Below are 15,400 nucleotides of genomic sequence, written 5' to 3'. Positions count from 1 at the left end.
CTTGATTACTTCGCAGCGTTCGAAGCCATATCGTTGTCGGCGCTCAGTTCACGCACGGCGATATAACGTTCGCTGCGACGGGTGCGATCCAGCACCTGCCCTACCAATTGACCACAGGCCGCGTCGATGTCTTCACCACGGGTGGTGCGGACAGTGACGTTGAAACCGGCATGATGAAGCTGATCCTGGAACCGGCGAATGGCGTTGTTGCTCGGCCGCTCGTAACCGGAGTGCGGGAACGGGTTGAACGGGATCAGATTGATCTTGCACGGAATGTTCTTGAGCAACTCGATCATTTCAACGGCGTGCTCGACCTTGTCGTTCACGTCCTTGAGCAAGGTGTACTCGATGGTCAGCACGCGCTTTTCGCCCAGGGACGACATGTAGCGCTGGCACGACTCGAGGAGCATCTTAAGCGGATACTTCTTGTTGATTGGCACCAATTGGTTACGCAATGCGTCATTCGGCGCGTGCAGGGACAACGCCAGGGAGACATCGATGTGCTTGGACAGCTCATCGATCATCGGCACCACGCCCGAAGTGGACAGGGTTACGCGGCGCTTGGAGATCCCGTAGCCCAGGTCATCCATCATCAGATGCATGGCGGCCACGACGTTGTCGAAGTTCAGCAGCGGCTCACCCATGCCCATCATCACCACGTTGGTGATGGCACGGTCGGCGGTCGCCGGGATGCTGCCGAACGATTTATTGGCAATCCACACCTGGCCGATGACTTCGGCGGCGGTGAGGTTGCTATTGAAACCTTGCTTGCCGGTGGAGCAGAAACTGCAATCCAGGGCACAGCCTGCCTGGGACGAAACGCACAAAGTGCCGCGTTTGCCCTGGGGAATGTACACGGTCTCGACGCAGCTACCGGACGCCACGCGCACCACCCATTTACGGGTGCCGTCGCTGGAAATGTCCTCGCTGACCACTTCGGGGCCGCGGACTTCAGCAATGGCCTTGAGCTTGTCGCGCAAGGCTTTGCTGACGTTCGTCATGGCGTCGAAATCATCGACGCCAAGGTGGTGAATCCATTTCATTACCTGACCGGCACGGAAACGCTTCTCCCCGATTGAGTCGAAGAATTTTTCCATTTCCAGCTGAGTCAGACCCAGCAGGTTGGTTTTTACAGTCGATGTAGTCATGGATTCACCTTCACTCTTCAGCCAATGCTTAGCGAGTGGTTACTTCAGTAGCAGCGAAGAAGTACGAGATTTCGCGAGCAGCAGCGGCTTCGGAGTCCGAACCGTGTACAGCGTTGGCATCGATGGAATCAGCGAAGTCAGCACGGATGGTGCCGGCAGCAGCTTCTTTAGGGTTGGTAGCGCCCATCAGCTCACGGTTCAGAGCGATAGCGTTTTCGCCTTCCAGAACCTGAACAACAACCGGACCGGAGATCATGAAAGCAACCAGATCGCCGAAGAAACCACGAGCGCTGTGCTCAGCGTAGAAGCCTTCAGCTTCAGCTTTGGACAGTTGCTTCAGTTTCGAAGCTACAACGCGCAGGCCAGCTTTTTCGAAACGAGTGGTGATCTCGCCGATAACGTTTTTTGCAACAGCGTCAGGCTTGATGATGGAGAAAGTACGTTGAACAGCCATGGTGTAACTCCAGAAACGGTAATTTGTGAAAAATTAAACCCGCGAATTATACGCGGGTTCTTGGGTATTGCCTAACCTGCTGCGTGGCTCAGTCGCGTTCCTCGATCCAGTGGGCCTGAATGGCCTCCAGGATCTTTTCGCCACAATGCTCAGGCTTGTCGTCGAATTCGGGCAATTCCATCACCCATTTACGCAGATCGACGAAGTTGACCGACATAGGGTCCACGTCGGGCTTGCTTTCAGCCAGCTGGATCGCGATTTCCAGCACATCAGTCCACTTGAGACTCATGACAATTCCTTGAATCAGTGCGGCGCTTCGGCTGCGTGGTTGAGCGAGTACTTGGGAATTTCGACGGTCAGGTCTTCAGTGCCGACCTTGGCCTGACAACCCAGGCGGGACACGGGTTCCAGCCCCCAAGCCCGATCAAGATAGTCCTCTTCCAGCTCATCAGCCTCTTCCAGCGAGTCGAAGCCTTCGCGAATCAGACAGTGACAAGTGGTACAGGCACAGACGCCACCACAGGCACTTTCCATCTCGATGTGGTGTTCGTGAGCCAGTTCGAGGATGGACGTACCGGTCTCAGCCTCAACAACCATGCCTTCCGGGCAAAACTTCTCATGGGGCAGAAAAATGACCTGCGGCATCGTTATTCCTCAATCTCATTCAGGTTGCGCCCCGCCAGCGCGGCTTTCACCGTCGAGTCCAGGCGGCGGGCAGCAAAGGCGTCGGTCACTTGCGACAGACGCTTGGTCTGCTGCTCGATGGCGTAACCATCGGTACCTTTCATCAGTTCGGTCAGTTCCTGCACCTGCATGTCGATGACCATGCGCTCGTCTGCGTCGAGCAAGCGCTCGCCATCGGCTTCCAGGGCGGCCTGCACTGCTTCGAGCAGGCGCTGGGCATCGACCTGCTGCTCACGCAACACGCGGGCAACCTTGTCGTCGTTGGCGTGCTGGAACGAATCCTTGAGCATCTTGGCGATTTCGCCGTCGGTAAGGCCGTAGGAAGGCTTGACCTGAATGCTGGCTTCCACGCCCGAACCCAGTTCGCGGGCGGAAACACTGAGCAAGCCGTCGGCATCGACCTGGAAGGTCACGCGAATCTTCGCTGCACCGGCCACCATCGCCGGAATACCGCGCAACTCAAAGCGCGCCAGGGAGCGGCAGTCGCTGATCAGCTCGCGCTCGCCCTGCAACACGTGGATCGCCATGGCCGACTGGCCGTCTTTGTAAGTGGTGAAGTCCTGGGCGCGAGCGACGGGGATGGTGGTGTTGCGTGGAATCACCTTCTCCATCAGGCCGCCCATGGTTTCCAGGCCCAGGGACAACGGAATCACGTCCAGCAACAGCAGTTCATCGCCATCGCGCTTGTTGCCGGCCAGGGTATCGGCCTGGATCGCGGCACCGATGGCCACCACTTGATCCGGGTCGATTTCAGTCAGTGGCTGACGCCCAAAGGCTTCAGCGACGGCTTCGCGAACACGCGGCACGCGAGTCGAGCCGCCGACCATGACCACCGCATGCACGTCTTCCAGCTCCACACCAGAATCACGTACCGCACGGCGGCAGGCTTTCAGGCTGCGCGCGACCATCGGCTCGATCAACGCATCAAAGGCTTCGCGGGTCAGCTCGGCTTTCCAGTCGCCGTGAGCCACTTCGACCGACGAGGCATTGGTAAGCGCTTCCTTGGCTGCGCAGGCCGTTTGCAGCAGTTGACGCTGCGCACCCGGATCGAGGTCGGCGGACAGACCGGCGCTCTCGATGATCCAGCCAGCGATCGCGTGGTCGAAGTCATCGCCGCCCAGGGCGCTGTCGCCGCCGGTAGCCAGGACTTCGAACACACCGCCGGTCAGGCGCAGAATCGAAATATCGAAGGTGCCGCCGCCCAGGTCATAAATCGCCACCAGGCCTTCGGCGTGCTGATCCAGACCGTAAGCCACCGCAGCTGCCGTCGGCTCGTTGAGCAAACGCAGCACGTTCAGGCCGGCCAGCTTGGCCGCGTCCTTGGTGGCCTGGCGCTGAGCATCGTCGAAATAGGCCGGAACGGTGATCACCGCGCCGACCAGTTCGCCACCCAGGGTCGCTTCAGCGCGCTGACGCAGGACCTTGAGGATATCGGCGGACACTTCGACCGGACTTTTCGGCCCCTGGATAGTGTCGATGAACGGCATGTGCGACTCGCCACCGACGAAGCGGTACGGTAACTGATCACCCAGCTGCTTGACGTCGGACAGACCACGACCCATCAAGCGCTTGACCGACAGCACGGTGTTCAAGGGATCGGTGGCGGCAGCCAGTTTGGCGGATTCGCCAACTTCGACGCGATCGGCGTGATAGCGCACGGCAGACGGCAGGATAACCTGCCCTTGCGCGTCAGCCAGAGGTTCGGAAAGACCACTGCGCAACGCAGCGACCAGCGAATTGGTAGTGCCCAAGTCGATCCCCACAGCCAGACGACGCTGGTGCGGTTGAGGACTTTGGCCGGGTTCGGCGATCTGCAGTAGGGCCATCGTTATCAGGACTTATCTGTATATCAGGCGTGCGACCGGAGCGGCACTGGGTTAATCGTCGAGGCGCTCTTCCAGCTGGCGCACTTCGTAGGTGAGCTTGTCGAGGAACTGCATGCGCCGCATCAGGCGTTCGGCCTGCTCGCGGTGCGCGGCATCGTTCCAGCAAGCTGCGAAGCTTTGGTTCAGTTCATCCTGGGCAGCCTTGAGGCGGCGCTTGAAGACGGCAACGCCATTGAGGTCGGCGCTGTCCTGCAGGTCTTCGAGCTCTTCGCGCAACTCCATCTGCTGCAGAAGAAACTCCGGATCGTGCACCGTGACCTCCAGCGGCAGCTCGCCCCCATTCAAGGCGAGCAGGTAACGCGCGCGCTTGGGTGGATTCTTGAGCGTCTGGTAGGCCTCGTTGAGGCTCGCGGATTGCTCTAGCGCCAGCCGCTGCTCCCGCTCGGAAGCGTCAGCAAAGCGGTCCGGATGAACACTGCGCGCCAACTCACGGTAGCGCGTAGCCAGCTGGTCGAGATCCAGATTGAAGCTCGGTTGCAGCTCGAATAAAGCGAAATGACAAGGAGTACCCACGACAAGCCTCAGATGTTGAAGCTTTCGCCGCAGCCACACTCACCGCGCACGTTGGGGTTGTTGAACTTGAAGCCTTCGTTCAACCCTTCCTTGACGAAATCGAGCTCGGTGCCGTCCAGGTAGGCCAGGCTCTTCGGGTCGATGATCACTTTCTCGCCGTGACTCTCGAACACCTGGTCCTCTGCAACCACCTCGTCGACAAACTCCAGCACGTAGGCAAGGCCGGAACAGCCTGTGGTGCGAACACCCAGGCGAATCCCTTCACCTTTGCCGCGCCCATCGAGGGAGCGCCGCACGTGTCGAGCAGCCGCTTCTGTCATGCTGATAGCCATCGGTGACTCCTTACTCGTCGCCAAAAACTGAAATTCAGATCAAGCCTTTCTTCTGCTTGTAATCGCGAACGGCCGCCTTGATGGCGTCTTCAGCGAGCACGGAGCAGTGAATTTTCACTGGCGGCAGGGCCAGCTCTTCAGCCAGCTGAGTGTTCTTGATGGTTTCCGCTTCGTCCAGGGTCTTGCCCTTCATCCACTCGGTGGCGAGGGAGCTGGAAGCGATAGCCGAACCGCAGCCGTAGGTCTTGAATTTGGCATCTTCGATGATGCCGGCTTCGTTGACCTTGATCTGTAGGCGCATCACGTCACCGCACGCCGGGGCGCCGACCATGCCGGTGCCGACATCCGGGTCTTCGGCATTCATCTTGCCGACGTTACGCGGGTTTTCGTAGTGGTCGATGACCTTTTCGCTGTAAGCCATGATTCTCAATCCTCACTCATCAGGGCCGCTCTTGAGACCCTGTAGCTGCGCTGCGTCAGTCGTCGCGTCGCTACAGGAGCTGTATCCGGCGGCTTCTTTATTTAGTGTGCCGCCCACTCGATCTTCGAGATATCGACGCCGTCTTTGTACATGTCCCACAGCGGCGACAGAGCGCGCAGCTTGGTAACGGCCTCGCAGACTTTCTGCGCGGCGTAATCGATTTCTTCTTCGGTGGTGAAGCGGCCGAAGGTGAAGCGGATCGAGCTGTGTGCCAGTTCGTCGTTGCGGCCCAGGGCGCGCAGCACGTACGAAGGCTCGAGGGACGCCGAGGTACAGGCCGAACCGGACGAAACCGCCAGATCCTTGAGCGCCATGATCAGCGACTCGCCTTCAACGTAGTTGAAGCTCAGGTTCAGGTTGTGCGGGACGCGGGCGGACAGGCTGCCGTTGACGTACAGCTCTTCCAGGTGCTCGACCTGCTGGTAGAAACGGTCGCTCAAAGCCTTGATGCGCACGTTCTCGGCAGCCATGTCTTCCTTGGCCACGCGGAACGCTTCGCCCATGCCGACGATCTGGTGGGTCGCCAGGGTGCCGGAACGCATGCCGCGCTCGTGACCGCCACCGTGCATGGTCGCTTCGATACGCACGCGCGGCTTGCGGCTTACGTACAGGGCGCCGATGCCTTTAGGACCGTAGGTCTTGTGGGCGGAGAAGGACATCATGTCGACTTTCAGCTTCTGCAGGTCGATCTCGACCTTGCCGGTGGACTGAGCGGCGTCGACGTGGAACAGGATGCCCTTGGAGCGGAGCAGTTCGCCGATCGCTGCGATGTCGTTGACCGTGCCGATTTCGTTGTTCACGTGCATCACCGACACCAGGATGGTGTCGTCGCGCAGTTCGGCTTCGATCATCTCGGGAGTGACCAGGCCGTCGGTGCGAGGCTCGATGTAGGTCACTTCGAAACCTTCACGCTCCAGTTGGCGCATGGTGTCGAGGACAGCCTTGTGCTCGATCTTGGTGGTGATCAGGTGTTTGCCTTTGGTGGCATAGAAATGTGCCGCACCCTTGATTGCCAGGTTGTCCGATTCGGTGGCACCGGAGGTCCAGACGATTTCACGCGGGTCGGCGTTGACCAGGTCGGCCACCTGACGACGGGCGTTTTCGACGGACTCTTCGGCTTTCCAGCCAAACACGTGGGAACGGGACGCCGGGTTACCGAAGTTTCCGTCGACCAGCAGGCATTCACTCATCTTTTGCGCGACACGCGGATCAACCGGGGTAGTCGCAGAGTAATCAAGGTAAATCGGCAATTTCATGGACTATCTCCTAAATCAGGCTGGCTGGCGTGCCGCTGGCTCTCTGGCTGTCATTCGACGGCGGACGCTTCAATCTTGTCCAGGCGTGGCGCCTTGCTGTTGCAACGGCGTTGATCCTGACGCTGGGCTACTTCTTGCACCTCACGGCGAGTCACAAGGTCAGCCAAGCTGATACCGCTCAGAAATTCGTGAATCTGCAGGCTCAGATCGCACCACAAGTGGTGGGTCAGGCAGGTGTCGCCTTGATGGCAATCACCCTGGCCCTGGCATTTGGTTGCATCAACCGATTCGTTCACTGCATCGATCACCTGGGCGACCTGGATACCCTGCATGTCGCGTGACAGCTGGTAGCCGCCGCCTGGACCGCGGACGCTGGACACCAGATTGCTGCGGCGCAATTTGGCAAACAGCTGCTCGAGGTAGGACAGGGAGATGCCTTGGCGCTCGGAGATATCGGCCAGGGACACGGGCCCGTGCTGCGCATGCAACGCCAGGTCAAGCATGGCGGTCACGGCGTATCGGCCTTTTGTAGTCAGTCGCATGGACAATTACCACGGAGTTCGGAATGAGGCGAGTATGCAATTCCCGAGTATTTAAGTCAACTATAAGACCTAGTACTTTAGTCAGGTTTACCCGCAAAAGAGCGGCCGCATCATAGCAAAGGCTGGGCTCTGACAGCCAGCAGTACCGCGTTATCGTTTCCCCCTGTAGGAGCGAGCATGCTCGCGATGGTCGTCAACGATAACGCTGGGAGCCTGACACCCCGCGGCATTTTCAGGTCCATCGCGAGCATGCTCGCTCCTACAAAACGTCAGCTGGCTTGGCTTTGGTCTTTGTCCTTCACGCAGGCGAAGTCTTCTTCGCGCAGCTCAGGCAGGTCCTTGGCACAGTAATTACTGCCCAGGTCCTTCAACGCCCCGCACATCCCCTCCAGACGCCCATCGACCGCCTGCAAATGATCCAGCAATTGATTAATGGCGCGAGCCACCGGGTCCGGCATGTCTTCAGTCACACCGTAGGCATCGAAGCCGATCTTCTCGGCCATGGCCTTGCGCTTGGCGTCCAGCTCTTCGTCCGGCTTGACGATGATCCGCCCCGGAATCCCCACCACAGTGGCGCCCGGTGGAACTTCTTTGGTCACCACAGCGTTGGAGCCAACCTTGGCACCCGCACCAACAGTGAACGGACCCAGCACCTTGGCGCCGGCACCGACCACCACACCATCACCCAGCGTGGGGTGGCGCTTGCCTTTATTCCAGCTGGTGCCACCGAGGGTCACGCCCTGATAAATGGTCACGTCGTCGCCGATTTCGGCCGTTTCACCAATGACGATGCCCATGCCATGGTCAATGAAGAAACGACGACCGACTTTAGCCCCCGGGTGGATCTCGATCCCGGTCAGCCAGCGGCCGAAGTTCGACACCAGCCGCGCCAGCCATTTCAGGTCCGCGCGCCACAGGGCCGCCGACAAACGGTGGATCCAGATGGCATGCATGCCGGGGTAGCAGGTCAGGACTTCAAAAGCGTTACGCGCCGCCGGGTCTCGATGGAATACGCTCTGGATATCTTCACGCAAACGCTCAAACATCATTAATCCTTCCGCTTAAGAAGCTCACCACGGGCCGCTTTCTGGGTTTCCGTGAGGATGCCACGCAAAATATTCATTTCTGCCCGGCTGACCGAGCTGCGTCCGTACAACCGGCGCAGGCGCGCCATCAAGTGCCGTGGTTTTTCCGGATCGAGAAACTCGATGGCCACCAGGGTTTGCTCCAGGTGCTCATAGAATCGCTCCAGCTCATCCATGGTCGCCAGCTCAGCGCTTTTGACCGATGCCACTTCTTCTTTCTCGACCTTGCTCGGCTGACCTTGGGCAGCCAGCCAGGACATGCGCACTTCATAACTCAACACCTGCACCGCTGCCCCAAGGTTCAGCGAACTGAACTCAGGGTCTGATGGAATGTGCACGTGATAATGACATCGCTGCAGCTCTTCATTGGTCAGGCCGGAATCTTCACGACCGAACACCAGTGCAATCTCGGCGCCCTGCCCGGCTTCCTCGACCACTTTCGTCCCGCATTCGCGCGGATCGAGCAGTGGCCAGGGAATGCGCCGGTCGCGAGCACTGGTGCCCAGCACCAGATTGCAACCGACCAAGGCATCTTCCAAGGTGGCGACGACTTGCGCCTTTTCAAGGATGTCACCGGCACCGGAAGCACGGGCATCGGCCTCGTGGTGCGGGAACAGGCGCGGCTCAACCAGCACCAGCCGCGACAGGCCCATGTTCTTCATGGCACGCGCAGCCCCGCCGATATTGCCCGGATGGCTGGTATTGACCAGGACGACACGAATGTTTTGCAGCAAGGGAGGCGCTCTCGAACATTGAATAAGGGAGCAGAATCTTACAGCTCATCCTACCGTTAAGCCACGAAAGCGAACGTCGTCCTTCTCCTGTAGAAACTTTCTGATAGAATGCCCGGCTTTCTTTAACAACCTTAGGTGACACATCCATGCAGCCCATGCTGAATATCGCGCTGCGCGCCGCCCGCAGCGCCAGTGAATTGATCTTCCGCTCCATCGAGCGCCTGGATACCATCAAGGTCGACGAAAAAGACGCCAAGGATTACGTATCCGAGGTCGATCGCGCCGCTGAACAGAAAATCATCGACGCACTGCGCAAGGCCTACCCGAACCACTCGATCCTGGGTGAAGAAACCGGCATGCACGCCGGCACCGGCATCGAAGGCGAAGAGTACCTGTGGATCATCGATCCGCTGGACGGCACCACCAACTTCCTGCGCGGCATTCCTCATTTCGCTGTCAGCATCGCCTGCAAATACCGCGGTCGCCTGGAACACGCTGTTGTCCTGGACCCGGTTCGCCAGGAAGAATTCACCGCCAGCCGTGGTCGCGGCGCCCAACTGAACGGCCGTCGCCTGCGCGTCAGCGGTCGCACCAGCCTGGACGGCGCCCTGCTGGGTACCGGCTTCCCGTTCCGTGACGACCAGATGGACAACCTCGACAACTACCTGGGCATGTTCCGCGCCCTGGTGGGCCAGACCGCCGGCATCCGCCGCGCCGGCTCGGCGAGCCTGGACCTGGCCTACGTGGCTGCCGGCCGCTTCGACGCGTTCTGGGAGTCGGGCCTGTCTGAGTGGGACATGGCCGCTGGCGCCCTGCTGATCCAGGAAGCAGGCGGCCTGGTGAGCGACTTCACCGGCGGTCACGACTTCCTTGAAAAAGGCCACGTCGTTGCCGGCAACACCAAATGCTTCAAGGCAGTCCTGACAGCCATCCAGCCGCACCTGCCGGCCTCGCTGAAGCGCTAAGCTTCCAGCGACAGAAAAAGCACCCTGCGGGGTGCTTTTTTTATGTCTGGAATCCACGCCCGAAAACACCGCCGATTCGTGTGGGAACACTGATTCCCTGTGGGAGCGAGCCTGCTCGCGAAAGCGGTGTATCAGCCACCATTATTGCTGGATGCGAGGACGCTTTCGCGAGCAGGCTCGCTCCCACAAGGGACTGGAGGTGACGCATAAATTCGGCGCACAAAAAAAGCACCCCGCAGGGTGCTTCTTTTTGAATCTGGCTTCAGCGGATCAATGCGCCTGCTGATTCTCGGACAAGATCAACTCGCCCTCTTTATCCACAGGAATCTGATTCCCCGGATCACGATCCATCCGGACCTTACCTTCCTTGCCATCCAGCGAATAGCGCACGTCGTAACCCACGACCTTGTCACTGATGTCATTCACCGTATTACAACGGGTCTGCGTCGTGGTGTAGGTGTCACGCTCTTGCATGCCTTCCTGCACCTTGTTACCGGCATAACCACCACCGACAGCGCCTGCAACCGTGGCAATCTTCTTGCCGGTGCCGCCGCCGACCTGGTTACCCAGCAAACCACCCGCCAGCGCACCTACCACGGTACCGGCGATCTGGTGTTGATCTTTCACCGGCGCTTGCCGGGTGACCGCTACGTCCTTGCACACTTCACGTGGAGTCTTGATTTGTGTCTTGACCGGCTCAACGGCGAGTACTTGCGCATACTCTGGGCCGTTATTTTTAACCAGGCTGTAGGTGGCCACAGCACCACCGGCAGTCACACCGACAGCACCCAGTACAGCACCAACCAGCATCGACTTGTTCACATGAACCTCCTGACCATCACATGCGGAACGCGTCCGCGCTTCTCCCAGCCTTGGAGCATAAAAAAAGGCACGAGTTCAACTCGCGCCTTTTTTGGACTACATCGCTGAGGGAATGCTCTGGAATCGAGAGCCACTCAAGGACGGTCGTCGACTTCCTTCTCGGTATTGGCCGCAGGAATCAGATCCTCGGAACTCAGGTTCAGCCAGATCAGCACCACGTTGGCGATGTAGATCGACGAGTAAGTACCCGCCAGAACACCGATGAACAGGGCGATCGAGAAGCCGAACAGGTTGTCGCCACCGAAGACCAACAGGGCCGCGATCGCCAGCAAGGTGGAGATCGAGGTTGCCATGGTCCGCAACAGGGTTTGCGTGGTCGAGATGTTGATGTTCTCGATCAGGCTGGCCTTGCGCAGTACCCGGAAGTTCTCACGAACCCGGTCGAATACCACAATGGTGTCGTTGAGCGAGTAACCGATGATCGCCAGTACCGCCGCCAGCACCGTCAGGTCGAAGGTGATCTGGAAAAACGACAGGATGCCGATGGTCACGATCACGTCGTGGATCAGGGAAACGATCGCACCGACCGCAAACTTCCACTGGAAGCGGAAAGCCAGGTAGATCAGGATGCCGCCCAGCGCCATCAGCATGCCGAGGCCGCCCTGATCGCGCAGTTCTTCACCGACCTGCGGGCCCACGTACTCGACGCGCTTGACCACAGCCGGGTTGTCGCCACCGACTTTTTGCAGCGCTTCAGCGACTTGATGACCCAGTTGCGGGTCTTCACCCGGCATACGCACCAGCAAATCGGTGGTTGCACCGAAGCTCTGCACGATGGCGTCGTGATAACCCGAAGTGGCCAGTTGCTCACGCACCTTGGTGACATCGGCCGGACGCTCGTAGGTCAGCTCGATGAGCGTACCGCCGGTGAAGTCCAGGCCCCAGTTCATGCCCTTGGTGACGACGCTGAACAAGGCCAGCACGGTAAGGAACAATGTGACGCCGAACGCAACGTTGCGAACGCCCATGAAGTTGATTGTACGTAACATGGCAGCCCCTTAAATCCACAACTTCTTGAAGTCACGTCCGCCGAAGATCAGGTTGACCATCGCGCGGGTCACCATGATGGCCGTGAACATCGAGGTAAAGATCCCGAGGGACATGGTCACTGCGAAGCCCTTGACCGGACCTGTGCCCATGGCAAACAGGATGCCGCCGACCAGCAGTGTGGTCAGGTTGGCGTCGAGAATCGCGGTGAATGCCCGGCCGAAGCCTTCGTTGATTGCACGCTGCACGGTCATGCCCGCCGCGATCTCTTCACGAATCCGCGAGAAGATCAGCACGTTGGCGTCGACCGCCATACCCATGGTCAATACGATACCGGCGATGCCCGGCAGGGTCAGCGTGGCACCCAGCAGCGACATCAAGGCCAGCAGCAACACCATGTTCACCGTCAGTGCAACGGTGGCGATGATGCCGAAGAAACGGTAGATGGCGATGATGAACAGCGAGACGAACAGCATGCCCCACAGCGATGCATCGATACCCTTGGTGATGTTGTCGGCACCCAGGCTCGGGCCGATGGTGCGCTCTTCAGCGAAGTACATCGGCGCCGCCAGGCCACCGGCACGCAGCAGCAGGGCCAGTTCGGACGACTCGCCCTGGCCGTTCAGGCCAGTGATGCGGAACTGAGCACCCAGCGGCGACTGGATGGTCGCCAGGCTGATGATCTTCTTCTCTTCTTTGAACGTTTGAACCGGTACGTCTTTCTCGACGCCGTTAACCATTTGCTTGACGTAAGTGGTGACCGGACGTTGCTCGATGAAGATCACCGCCATGCTGCGACCGACGTTGCTGCGGGTCGCACGACTCATCAGCTCGCCACCGTGACCGTCCAGACGGATGTTCACTTCCGGTGTGCCTTGCTCACCGAAGCCTGCTTTGGCATCAGTGACCTGGTCACCGGTGATGATCAGACCGCGTTCGATCTGTGCCGGCGGACGATTGCCTTCACGGAACTCGAAAGATTCGGAAGTGGCTTTCGAAGCACCTGGCTCAGCCGCCAGACGGAACTCGAGGTTGGCCGTCTTGCCGAGGATACGCTTGGCTTCGGCGGTGTCCTGCACGCCCGGCAGCTCAACCACGATGCGGTTGGCGCCCTGACGCTGAACGATCGGTTCGGCAACACCCAGCTCGTTGACGCGGTTACGTACCGTGGTCAAGTTCTGCTTGATGGAGTATTCGCGGATTTCCGCCAGCTTCGCCGGGGTCATCGCCAGACGCAGCACCGGTTGACCATTGAGGTCGGCCGGAACAATGTCGAAATCGTTGAAGTTCTTGCGGATCAGTGCGCGGGCCTGTTCACGGCTGTCTTCATCGGAGAAGCCCAGCTGAATGGCACCGCCCAGTTGCGGCAGGCTGCGATAGCGCAGTTTCTCTTTACGCAACAGGCTCTTCACATCGCCTTCGTACACTTTCAAGCGTGCGTCGAGGGCTTTGTCCATGTCCACTTCGAGCAGGAAGTGCACACCACCGGACAAGTCCAGACCCAGCTTCATCGGGTGCGCACCCATGTTGCGCAGCCATTGCGGAGTGGTTTGCGCCAGGTTCAGTGCAACGACGTAGTCATCACCCAATGCCTTGCGCACGACGTCTTTGGCTGGCAGTTGGTCTTCAGCCTTGGTCAGGCGAATCAGACCGCCCTTGCCGCTTTCTGCCAGGGTGGCAGCCTTGACGTTGATCCCGGATGCCTTGAGCGCTGCGCTCACACGGTCCAGATCAGCCTGATTGACCTGCAGTGCAGTGCTTGCACCGCTGACCTGAATGGCCGGGTCATCAGGATAAAGATTGGGAGCGGAATAAATCAGACCGACCGCCAGCACCGCCAGGATCAGAATGTATTTCCACAGAGGGTATTTGTTCAGCATCACGCCGCCCGCTTATGACGCGGGGCGCCTTGCGCGCCCCGTCGATTGAGTAGAAGTTGAAACTTAGATCGCTTTGAGCGTGCCTTTTGGCAGCGTGGCGGCGATGGCGCCTTTCTGGAACTTCATTTCGACGGTGTCGGAAACTTCCAGAACCACGAAATCGTCGGCCACTTTGGTGATCTTGCCGGCGATGCCGCCGGTGGTCACGACTTCGTCGCCTTTCTGCAGGCTGCTCAGCAGGTTCTTCTGCTCTTTGGCGCGCTTGGCCTGTGGACGCCAGATCATCAGGTAGAAGATGACCAGGAAGCCGACCAGGAAAATCCACTCAAAGCCGCCGCCCATAGGGCCTGCCGCAGGTGCAGCAGCGTCTGCCATGGCATTAGAGATAAAAAAGCTCATTTAGCACTCCAGTTGCAAATGTTGAATCTTGGGGTCAGAAAACTCAGTCCAAAGGCGGCACGGGTAGCCCGCGTTTGGCGTAGAAGGCATCGACAAAGGCGGCCAATGTACCCTGTTGAATAGCCTCGCGCAAACCAGCCATAAGCACTTGATAATGACGCAAGTTATGGATGGTATTGAGCATGCTTCCCAGCATTTCGCCGCACTTGTCCAGGTGATGCAGATAAGCGCGGGAGAAGTTCTGGCAGGTATAGCAATCGCAGGTCGGATCCAGCGGCGAATCATCATGGCGATGGAACGCGTTACGGATCTTGATCACGCCAGTATCAATGAACAGATGCCCATTGCGGGCATTACGGGTTGGCATCACGCAATCGAACATGTCCACACCGCGGCGCACACCCTCCACCAGATCTTCCGGTTTGCCAACGCCCATAAGGTAACGAGGTTTGTCAGCCGGCATCTGGGCTGGCAGATAATCCAGCACCTTGATCATTTCATGCTTGGGCTCGCCCACCGACAGACCGCCAATGGCCAGGCCGTCGAAGCCGATCTTGTCGAGGCCTTCCAGCGAGCGCATGCGCAAATCCTGGTGCATGCCGCCCTGAACGATGCCGAACAGCGCCGCCGTGTTGTCGGCATGGGCATTTTTCGAGCGCTGTGCCCAACGCAGCGACAACTCCATGGACACGCGGGCGACGTCTTCGTCGGCCGGGTACGGCGTGCATTCGTCGAAAATCATCACGATGTCCGAGCCCAGGTCACGCTGGACCTGCATCGACTCTTCAGGGCCCATGAACACCTTGGCGCCGTCGACCGGGGAGGCGAAGGTCACGCCCTCCTCCTTGATCTTGCGCATGGCGCCCAGGCTGAACACCTGGAAACCGCCGGAGTCGGTCAAAATCGGGCCTTTCCACTGCATGAAATCGTGCAGGTCGCCGTGCTTCTTGATCACTTCCATGCCCGGACGCAGCCACAGGTGGAACGTGTTGCCCAGAATGATTTCAGCGCCAGTCGCCTCGATATCCCGCGGCAGCATGCCCTTGACCGTGCCGTAGGTGCCCACCGGCATGAAGGCCGGGGTCTCGACGGTGCCACGCGGGAAGGTCAAGCGACCGCGGCGAGCCTTGCCGTCAGTAGCAAGTAACTCAAACGACATACGACATTGGCGA

The 15,400-nt window shown here is 59.2% G+C and carries 18 protein-coding genes; 1 reads left to right on the top strand and 17 read right to left on the bottom strand.

Annotated features, from left to right (window positions below; translation table 11 throughout):
* Positions 1-5 precede the first annotated feature (5 nt).
* The 12 genes from rlmN to trmJ form a co-directional block, all read right to left on the bottom strand.
* The gene (rlmN, locus tag ACA058_RS04885) at positions 6-1,148 is read right to left on the bottom strand and encodes a dual-specificity RNA methyltransferase RlmN (protein ID WP_497638100.1); all 1,143 of its coding nucleotides are present in this window, start codon (positions 1,146-1,148) and stop codon (positions 6-8) included.
* Between the two features lie 28 nt (positions 1,149-1,176).
* Entirely contained in the window at positions 1,177-1,602 is a 426-nt protein-coding gene (ndk, locus tag ACA058_RS04880; RefSeq protein ID WP_007916882.1) for a nucleoside-diphosphate kinase, read from the bottom strand.
* A gap of 88 nt (positions 1,603-1,690) precedes the next feature.
* Positions 1,691-1,891 carry a Fe-S cluster assembly protein IscX gene (gene iscX, locus ACA058_RS04875; RefSeq protein WP_017123703.1) on the bottom strand — a complete coding sequence of 67 codons (201 nt, stop codon included), beginning with the start codon at positions 1,889-1,891 and terminating at the stop codon, positions 1,691-1,693.
* A 14-nt stretch (positions 1,892-1,905) separates the two neighbouring features.
* Entirely contained in the window at positions 1,906-2,247 is a 342-nt protein-coding gene (gene fdx, locus ACA058_RS04870; protein ID WP_497638099.1) for an ISC system 2Fe-2S type ferredoxin, read from the bottom strand.
* A 2-nt stretch (positions 2,248-2,249) separates the two neighbouring features.
* Positions 2,250-4,112 carry a Fe-S protein assembly chaperone HscA gene (gene hscA / locus ACA058_RS04865; protein WP_497638098.1) on the bottom strand — a complete coding sequence of 621 codons (1,863 nt, stop codon included), beginning with the start codon at positions 4,110-4,112 and terminating at the stop codon, positions 2,250-2,252.
* A gap of 51 nt (positions 4,113-4,163) precedes the next feature.
* Positions 4,164-4,685, bottom strand: coding sequence for a co-chaperone HscB (hscB, locus tag ACA058_RS04860; protein WP_497638097.1), 522 nt, complete (start codon positions 4,683-4,685; stop codon positions 4,164-4,166).
* Positions 4,686-4,693: 8 nt separating this feature from the next.
* Positions 4,694-5,017, bottom strand: coding sequence for an iron-sulfur cluster assembly protein IscA (gene iscA / locus ACA058_RS04855; RefSeq protein ID WP_003227904.1), 324 nt, complete (start codon positions 5,015-5,017; stop codon positions 4,694-4,696).
* 34 nt (positions 5,018-5,051) lie between these two features.
* Complete coding sequence (iscU, locus tag ACA058_RS04850) at positions 5,052-5,438, bottom strand: Fe-S cluster assembly scaffold IscU (protein WP_046820395.1); 387 nt, start codon at positions 5,436-5,438, stop codon at positions 5,052-5,054.
* Positions 5,439-5,539: 101 nt separating this feature from the next.
* On the bottom strand, positions 5,540-6,754 hold the full coding sequence (locus tag ACA058_RS04845; RefSeq protein WP_497638096.1) for an IscS subfamily cysteine desulfurase: 1,215 nt from the start codon (positions 6,752-6,754) through the stop codon (positions 5,540-5,542).
* Positions 6,755-6,804: 50 nt separating this feature from the next.
* On the bottom strand, positions 6,805-7,296 hold the full coding sequence (iscR, locus tag ACA058_RS04840; RefSeq protein WP_007903581.1) for a Fe-S cluster assembly transcriptional regulator IscR: 492 nt from the start codon (positions 7,294-7,296) through the stop codon (positions 6,805-6,807).
* 269 nt (positions 7,297-7,565) lie between these two features.
* Entirely contained in the window at positions 7,566-8,342 is a 777-nt protein-coding gene (gene cysE / locus ACA058_RS04835) for a serine O-acetyltransferase (protein ID WP_497638095.1), read from the bottom strand.
* 2 nt (positions 8,343-8,344) lie between these two features.
* On the bottom strand, positions 8,345-9,115 hold the full coding sequence (gene trmJ, locus ACA058_RS04830; RefSeq protein WP_497638094.1) for a tRNA (cytosine(32)/uridine(32)-2'-O)-methyltransferase TrmJ: 771 nt from the start codon (positions 9,113-9,115) through the stop codon (positions 8,345-8,347).
* Positions 9,116-9,261: 146 nt separating this feature from the next.
* Here trmJ and suhB point away from each other — a divergent pair, with 146 nt between their 5' ends.
* Positions 9,262-10,080 (top strand): type III secretion system regulator SuhB, encoded by an 819-nt coding sequence (gene suhB, locus ACA058_RS04825; protein WP_008053258.1) that lies wholly within the window; start codon positions 9,262-9,264, stop codon positions 10,078-10,080.
* A 270-nt stretch (positions 10,081-10,350) separates the two neighbouring features.
* Here suhB and ACA058_RS04820 read toward each other — a convergent pair whose 3' ends face one another.
* From ACA058_RS04820 to tgt, 5 genes are all read right to left on the bottom strand, one after another.
* Positions 10,351-10,902, bottom strand: coding sequence for a glycine zipper 2TM domain-containing protein (locus ACA058_RS04820; RefSeq protein WP_497638093.1), 552 nt, complete (start codon positions 10,900-10,902; stop codon positions 10,351-10,353).
* A 134-nt stretch (positions 10,903-11,036) separates the two neighbouring features.
* A complete protein-coding gene (secF, locus tag ACA058_RS04815) occupies positions 11,037-11,951 on the bottom strand; it encodes a protein translocase subunit SecF (RefSeq protein WP_497638092.1) in 915 nt (304 codons plus the stop codon).
* 9 nt (positions 11,952-11,960) lie between these two features.
* Complete coding sequence (secD, locus tag ACA058_RS04810) at positions 11,961-13,829, bottom strand: protein translocase subunit SecD (RefSeq protein ID WP_497638091.1); 1,869 nt, start codon at positions 13,827-13,829, stop codon at positions 11,961-11,963.
* A 63-nt stretch (positions 13,830-13,892) separates the two neighbouring features.
* Complete coding sequence (gene yajC, locus ACA058_RS04805; RefSeq protein ID WP_007982729.1) at positions 13,893-14,228, bottom strand: preprotein translocase subunit YajC; 336 nt, start codon at positions 14,226-14,228, stop codon at positions 13,893-13,895.
* A 43-nt stretch (positions 14,229-14,271) separates the two neighbouring features.
* A complete protein-coding gene (gene tgt / locus ACA058_RS04800; RefSeq protein ID WP_162135911.1) occupies positions 14,272-15,387 on the bottom strand; it encodes a tRNA guanosine(34) transglycosylase Tgt in 1,116 nt (371 codons plus the stop codon).
* Positions 15,388-15,400: the final 13 nt, after the last annotated feature.

Source organism: Pseudomonas sp. LBUM1649 (assembly GCF_059716155.1).
This window is presented reverse-complemented; position numbering and strand designations above follow the sequence as displayed.

Coding starts and splice junctions, on each gene's coding strand:
- iscX (WP_017123703.1), bottom strand. CDS start 1,891: ATGAGTCTCAAGTGGACTGATGTGCTGGAAATCGCGATCCAGCTGGCT.
- iscR (WP_007903581.1), bottom strand. CDS start 7,296: ATGCGACTGACTACAAAAGGCCGATACGCCGTGACCGCCATGCTTGAC.
- tgt (WP_162135911.1), bottom strand. CDS start 15,387: ATGTCGTTTGAGTTACTTGCTACTGACGGCAAGGCTCGCCGCGGTCGC.
- secF (WP_497638092.1), bottom strand. CDS start 11,951: ATGTTACGTACAATCAACTTCATGGGCGTTCGCAACGTTGCGTTCGGC.
- rlmN (WP_497638100.1), bottom strand. CDS start 1,148: ATGACTACATCGACTGTAAAAACCAACCTGCTGGGTCTGACTCAGCTG.
- iscU (WP_046820395.1), bottom strand. CDS start 5,438: ATGGCTTACAGCGAAAAGGTCATCGACCACTACGAAAACCCGCGTAAC.
- yajC (WP_007982729.1), bottom strand. CDS start 14,228: ATGAGCTTTTTTATCTCTAATGCCATGGCAGACGCTGCTGCACCTGCG.
- hscA (WP_497638098.1), bottom strand. CDS start 4,112: ATGGCCCTACTGCAGATCGCCGAACCCGGCCAAAGTCCTCAACCGCAC.
- cysE (WP_497638095.1), bottom strand. CDS start 8,342: ATGTTTGAGCGTTTGCGTGAAGATATCCAGAGCGTATTCCATCGAGAC.
- fdx (WP_497638099.1), bottom strand. CDS start 2,247: ATGCCGCAGGTCATTTTTCTGCCCCATGAGAAGTTTTGCCCGGAAGGC.
- ACA058_RS04845 (WP_497638096.1), bottom strand. CDS start 6,754: ATGAAATTGCCGATTTACCTTGATTACTCTGCGACTACCCCGGTTGAT.
- secD (WP_497638091.1), bottom strand. CDS start 13,829: ATGCTGAACAAATACCCTCTGTGGAAATACATTCTGATCCTGGCGGTG.
- ndk (WP_007916882.1), bottom strand. CDS start 1,602: ATGGCTGTTCAACGTACTTTCTCCATCATCAAGCCTGACGCTGTTGCA.
- iscA (WP_003227904.1), bottom strand. CDS start 5,017: ATGGCTATCAGCATGACAGAAGCGGCTGCTCGACACGTGCGGCGCTCC.
- suhB (WP_008053258.1), top strand. CDS start 9,262: ATGCAGCCCATGCTGAATATCGCGCTGCGCGCCGCCCGCAGCGCCAGT.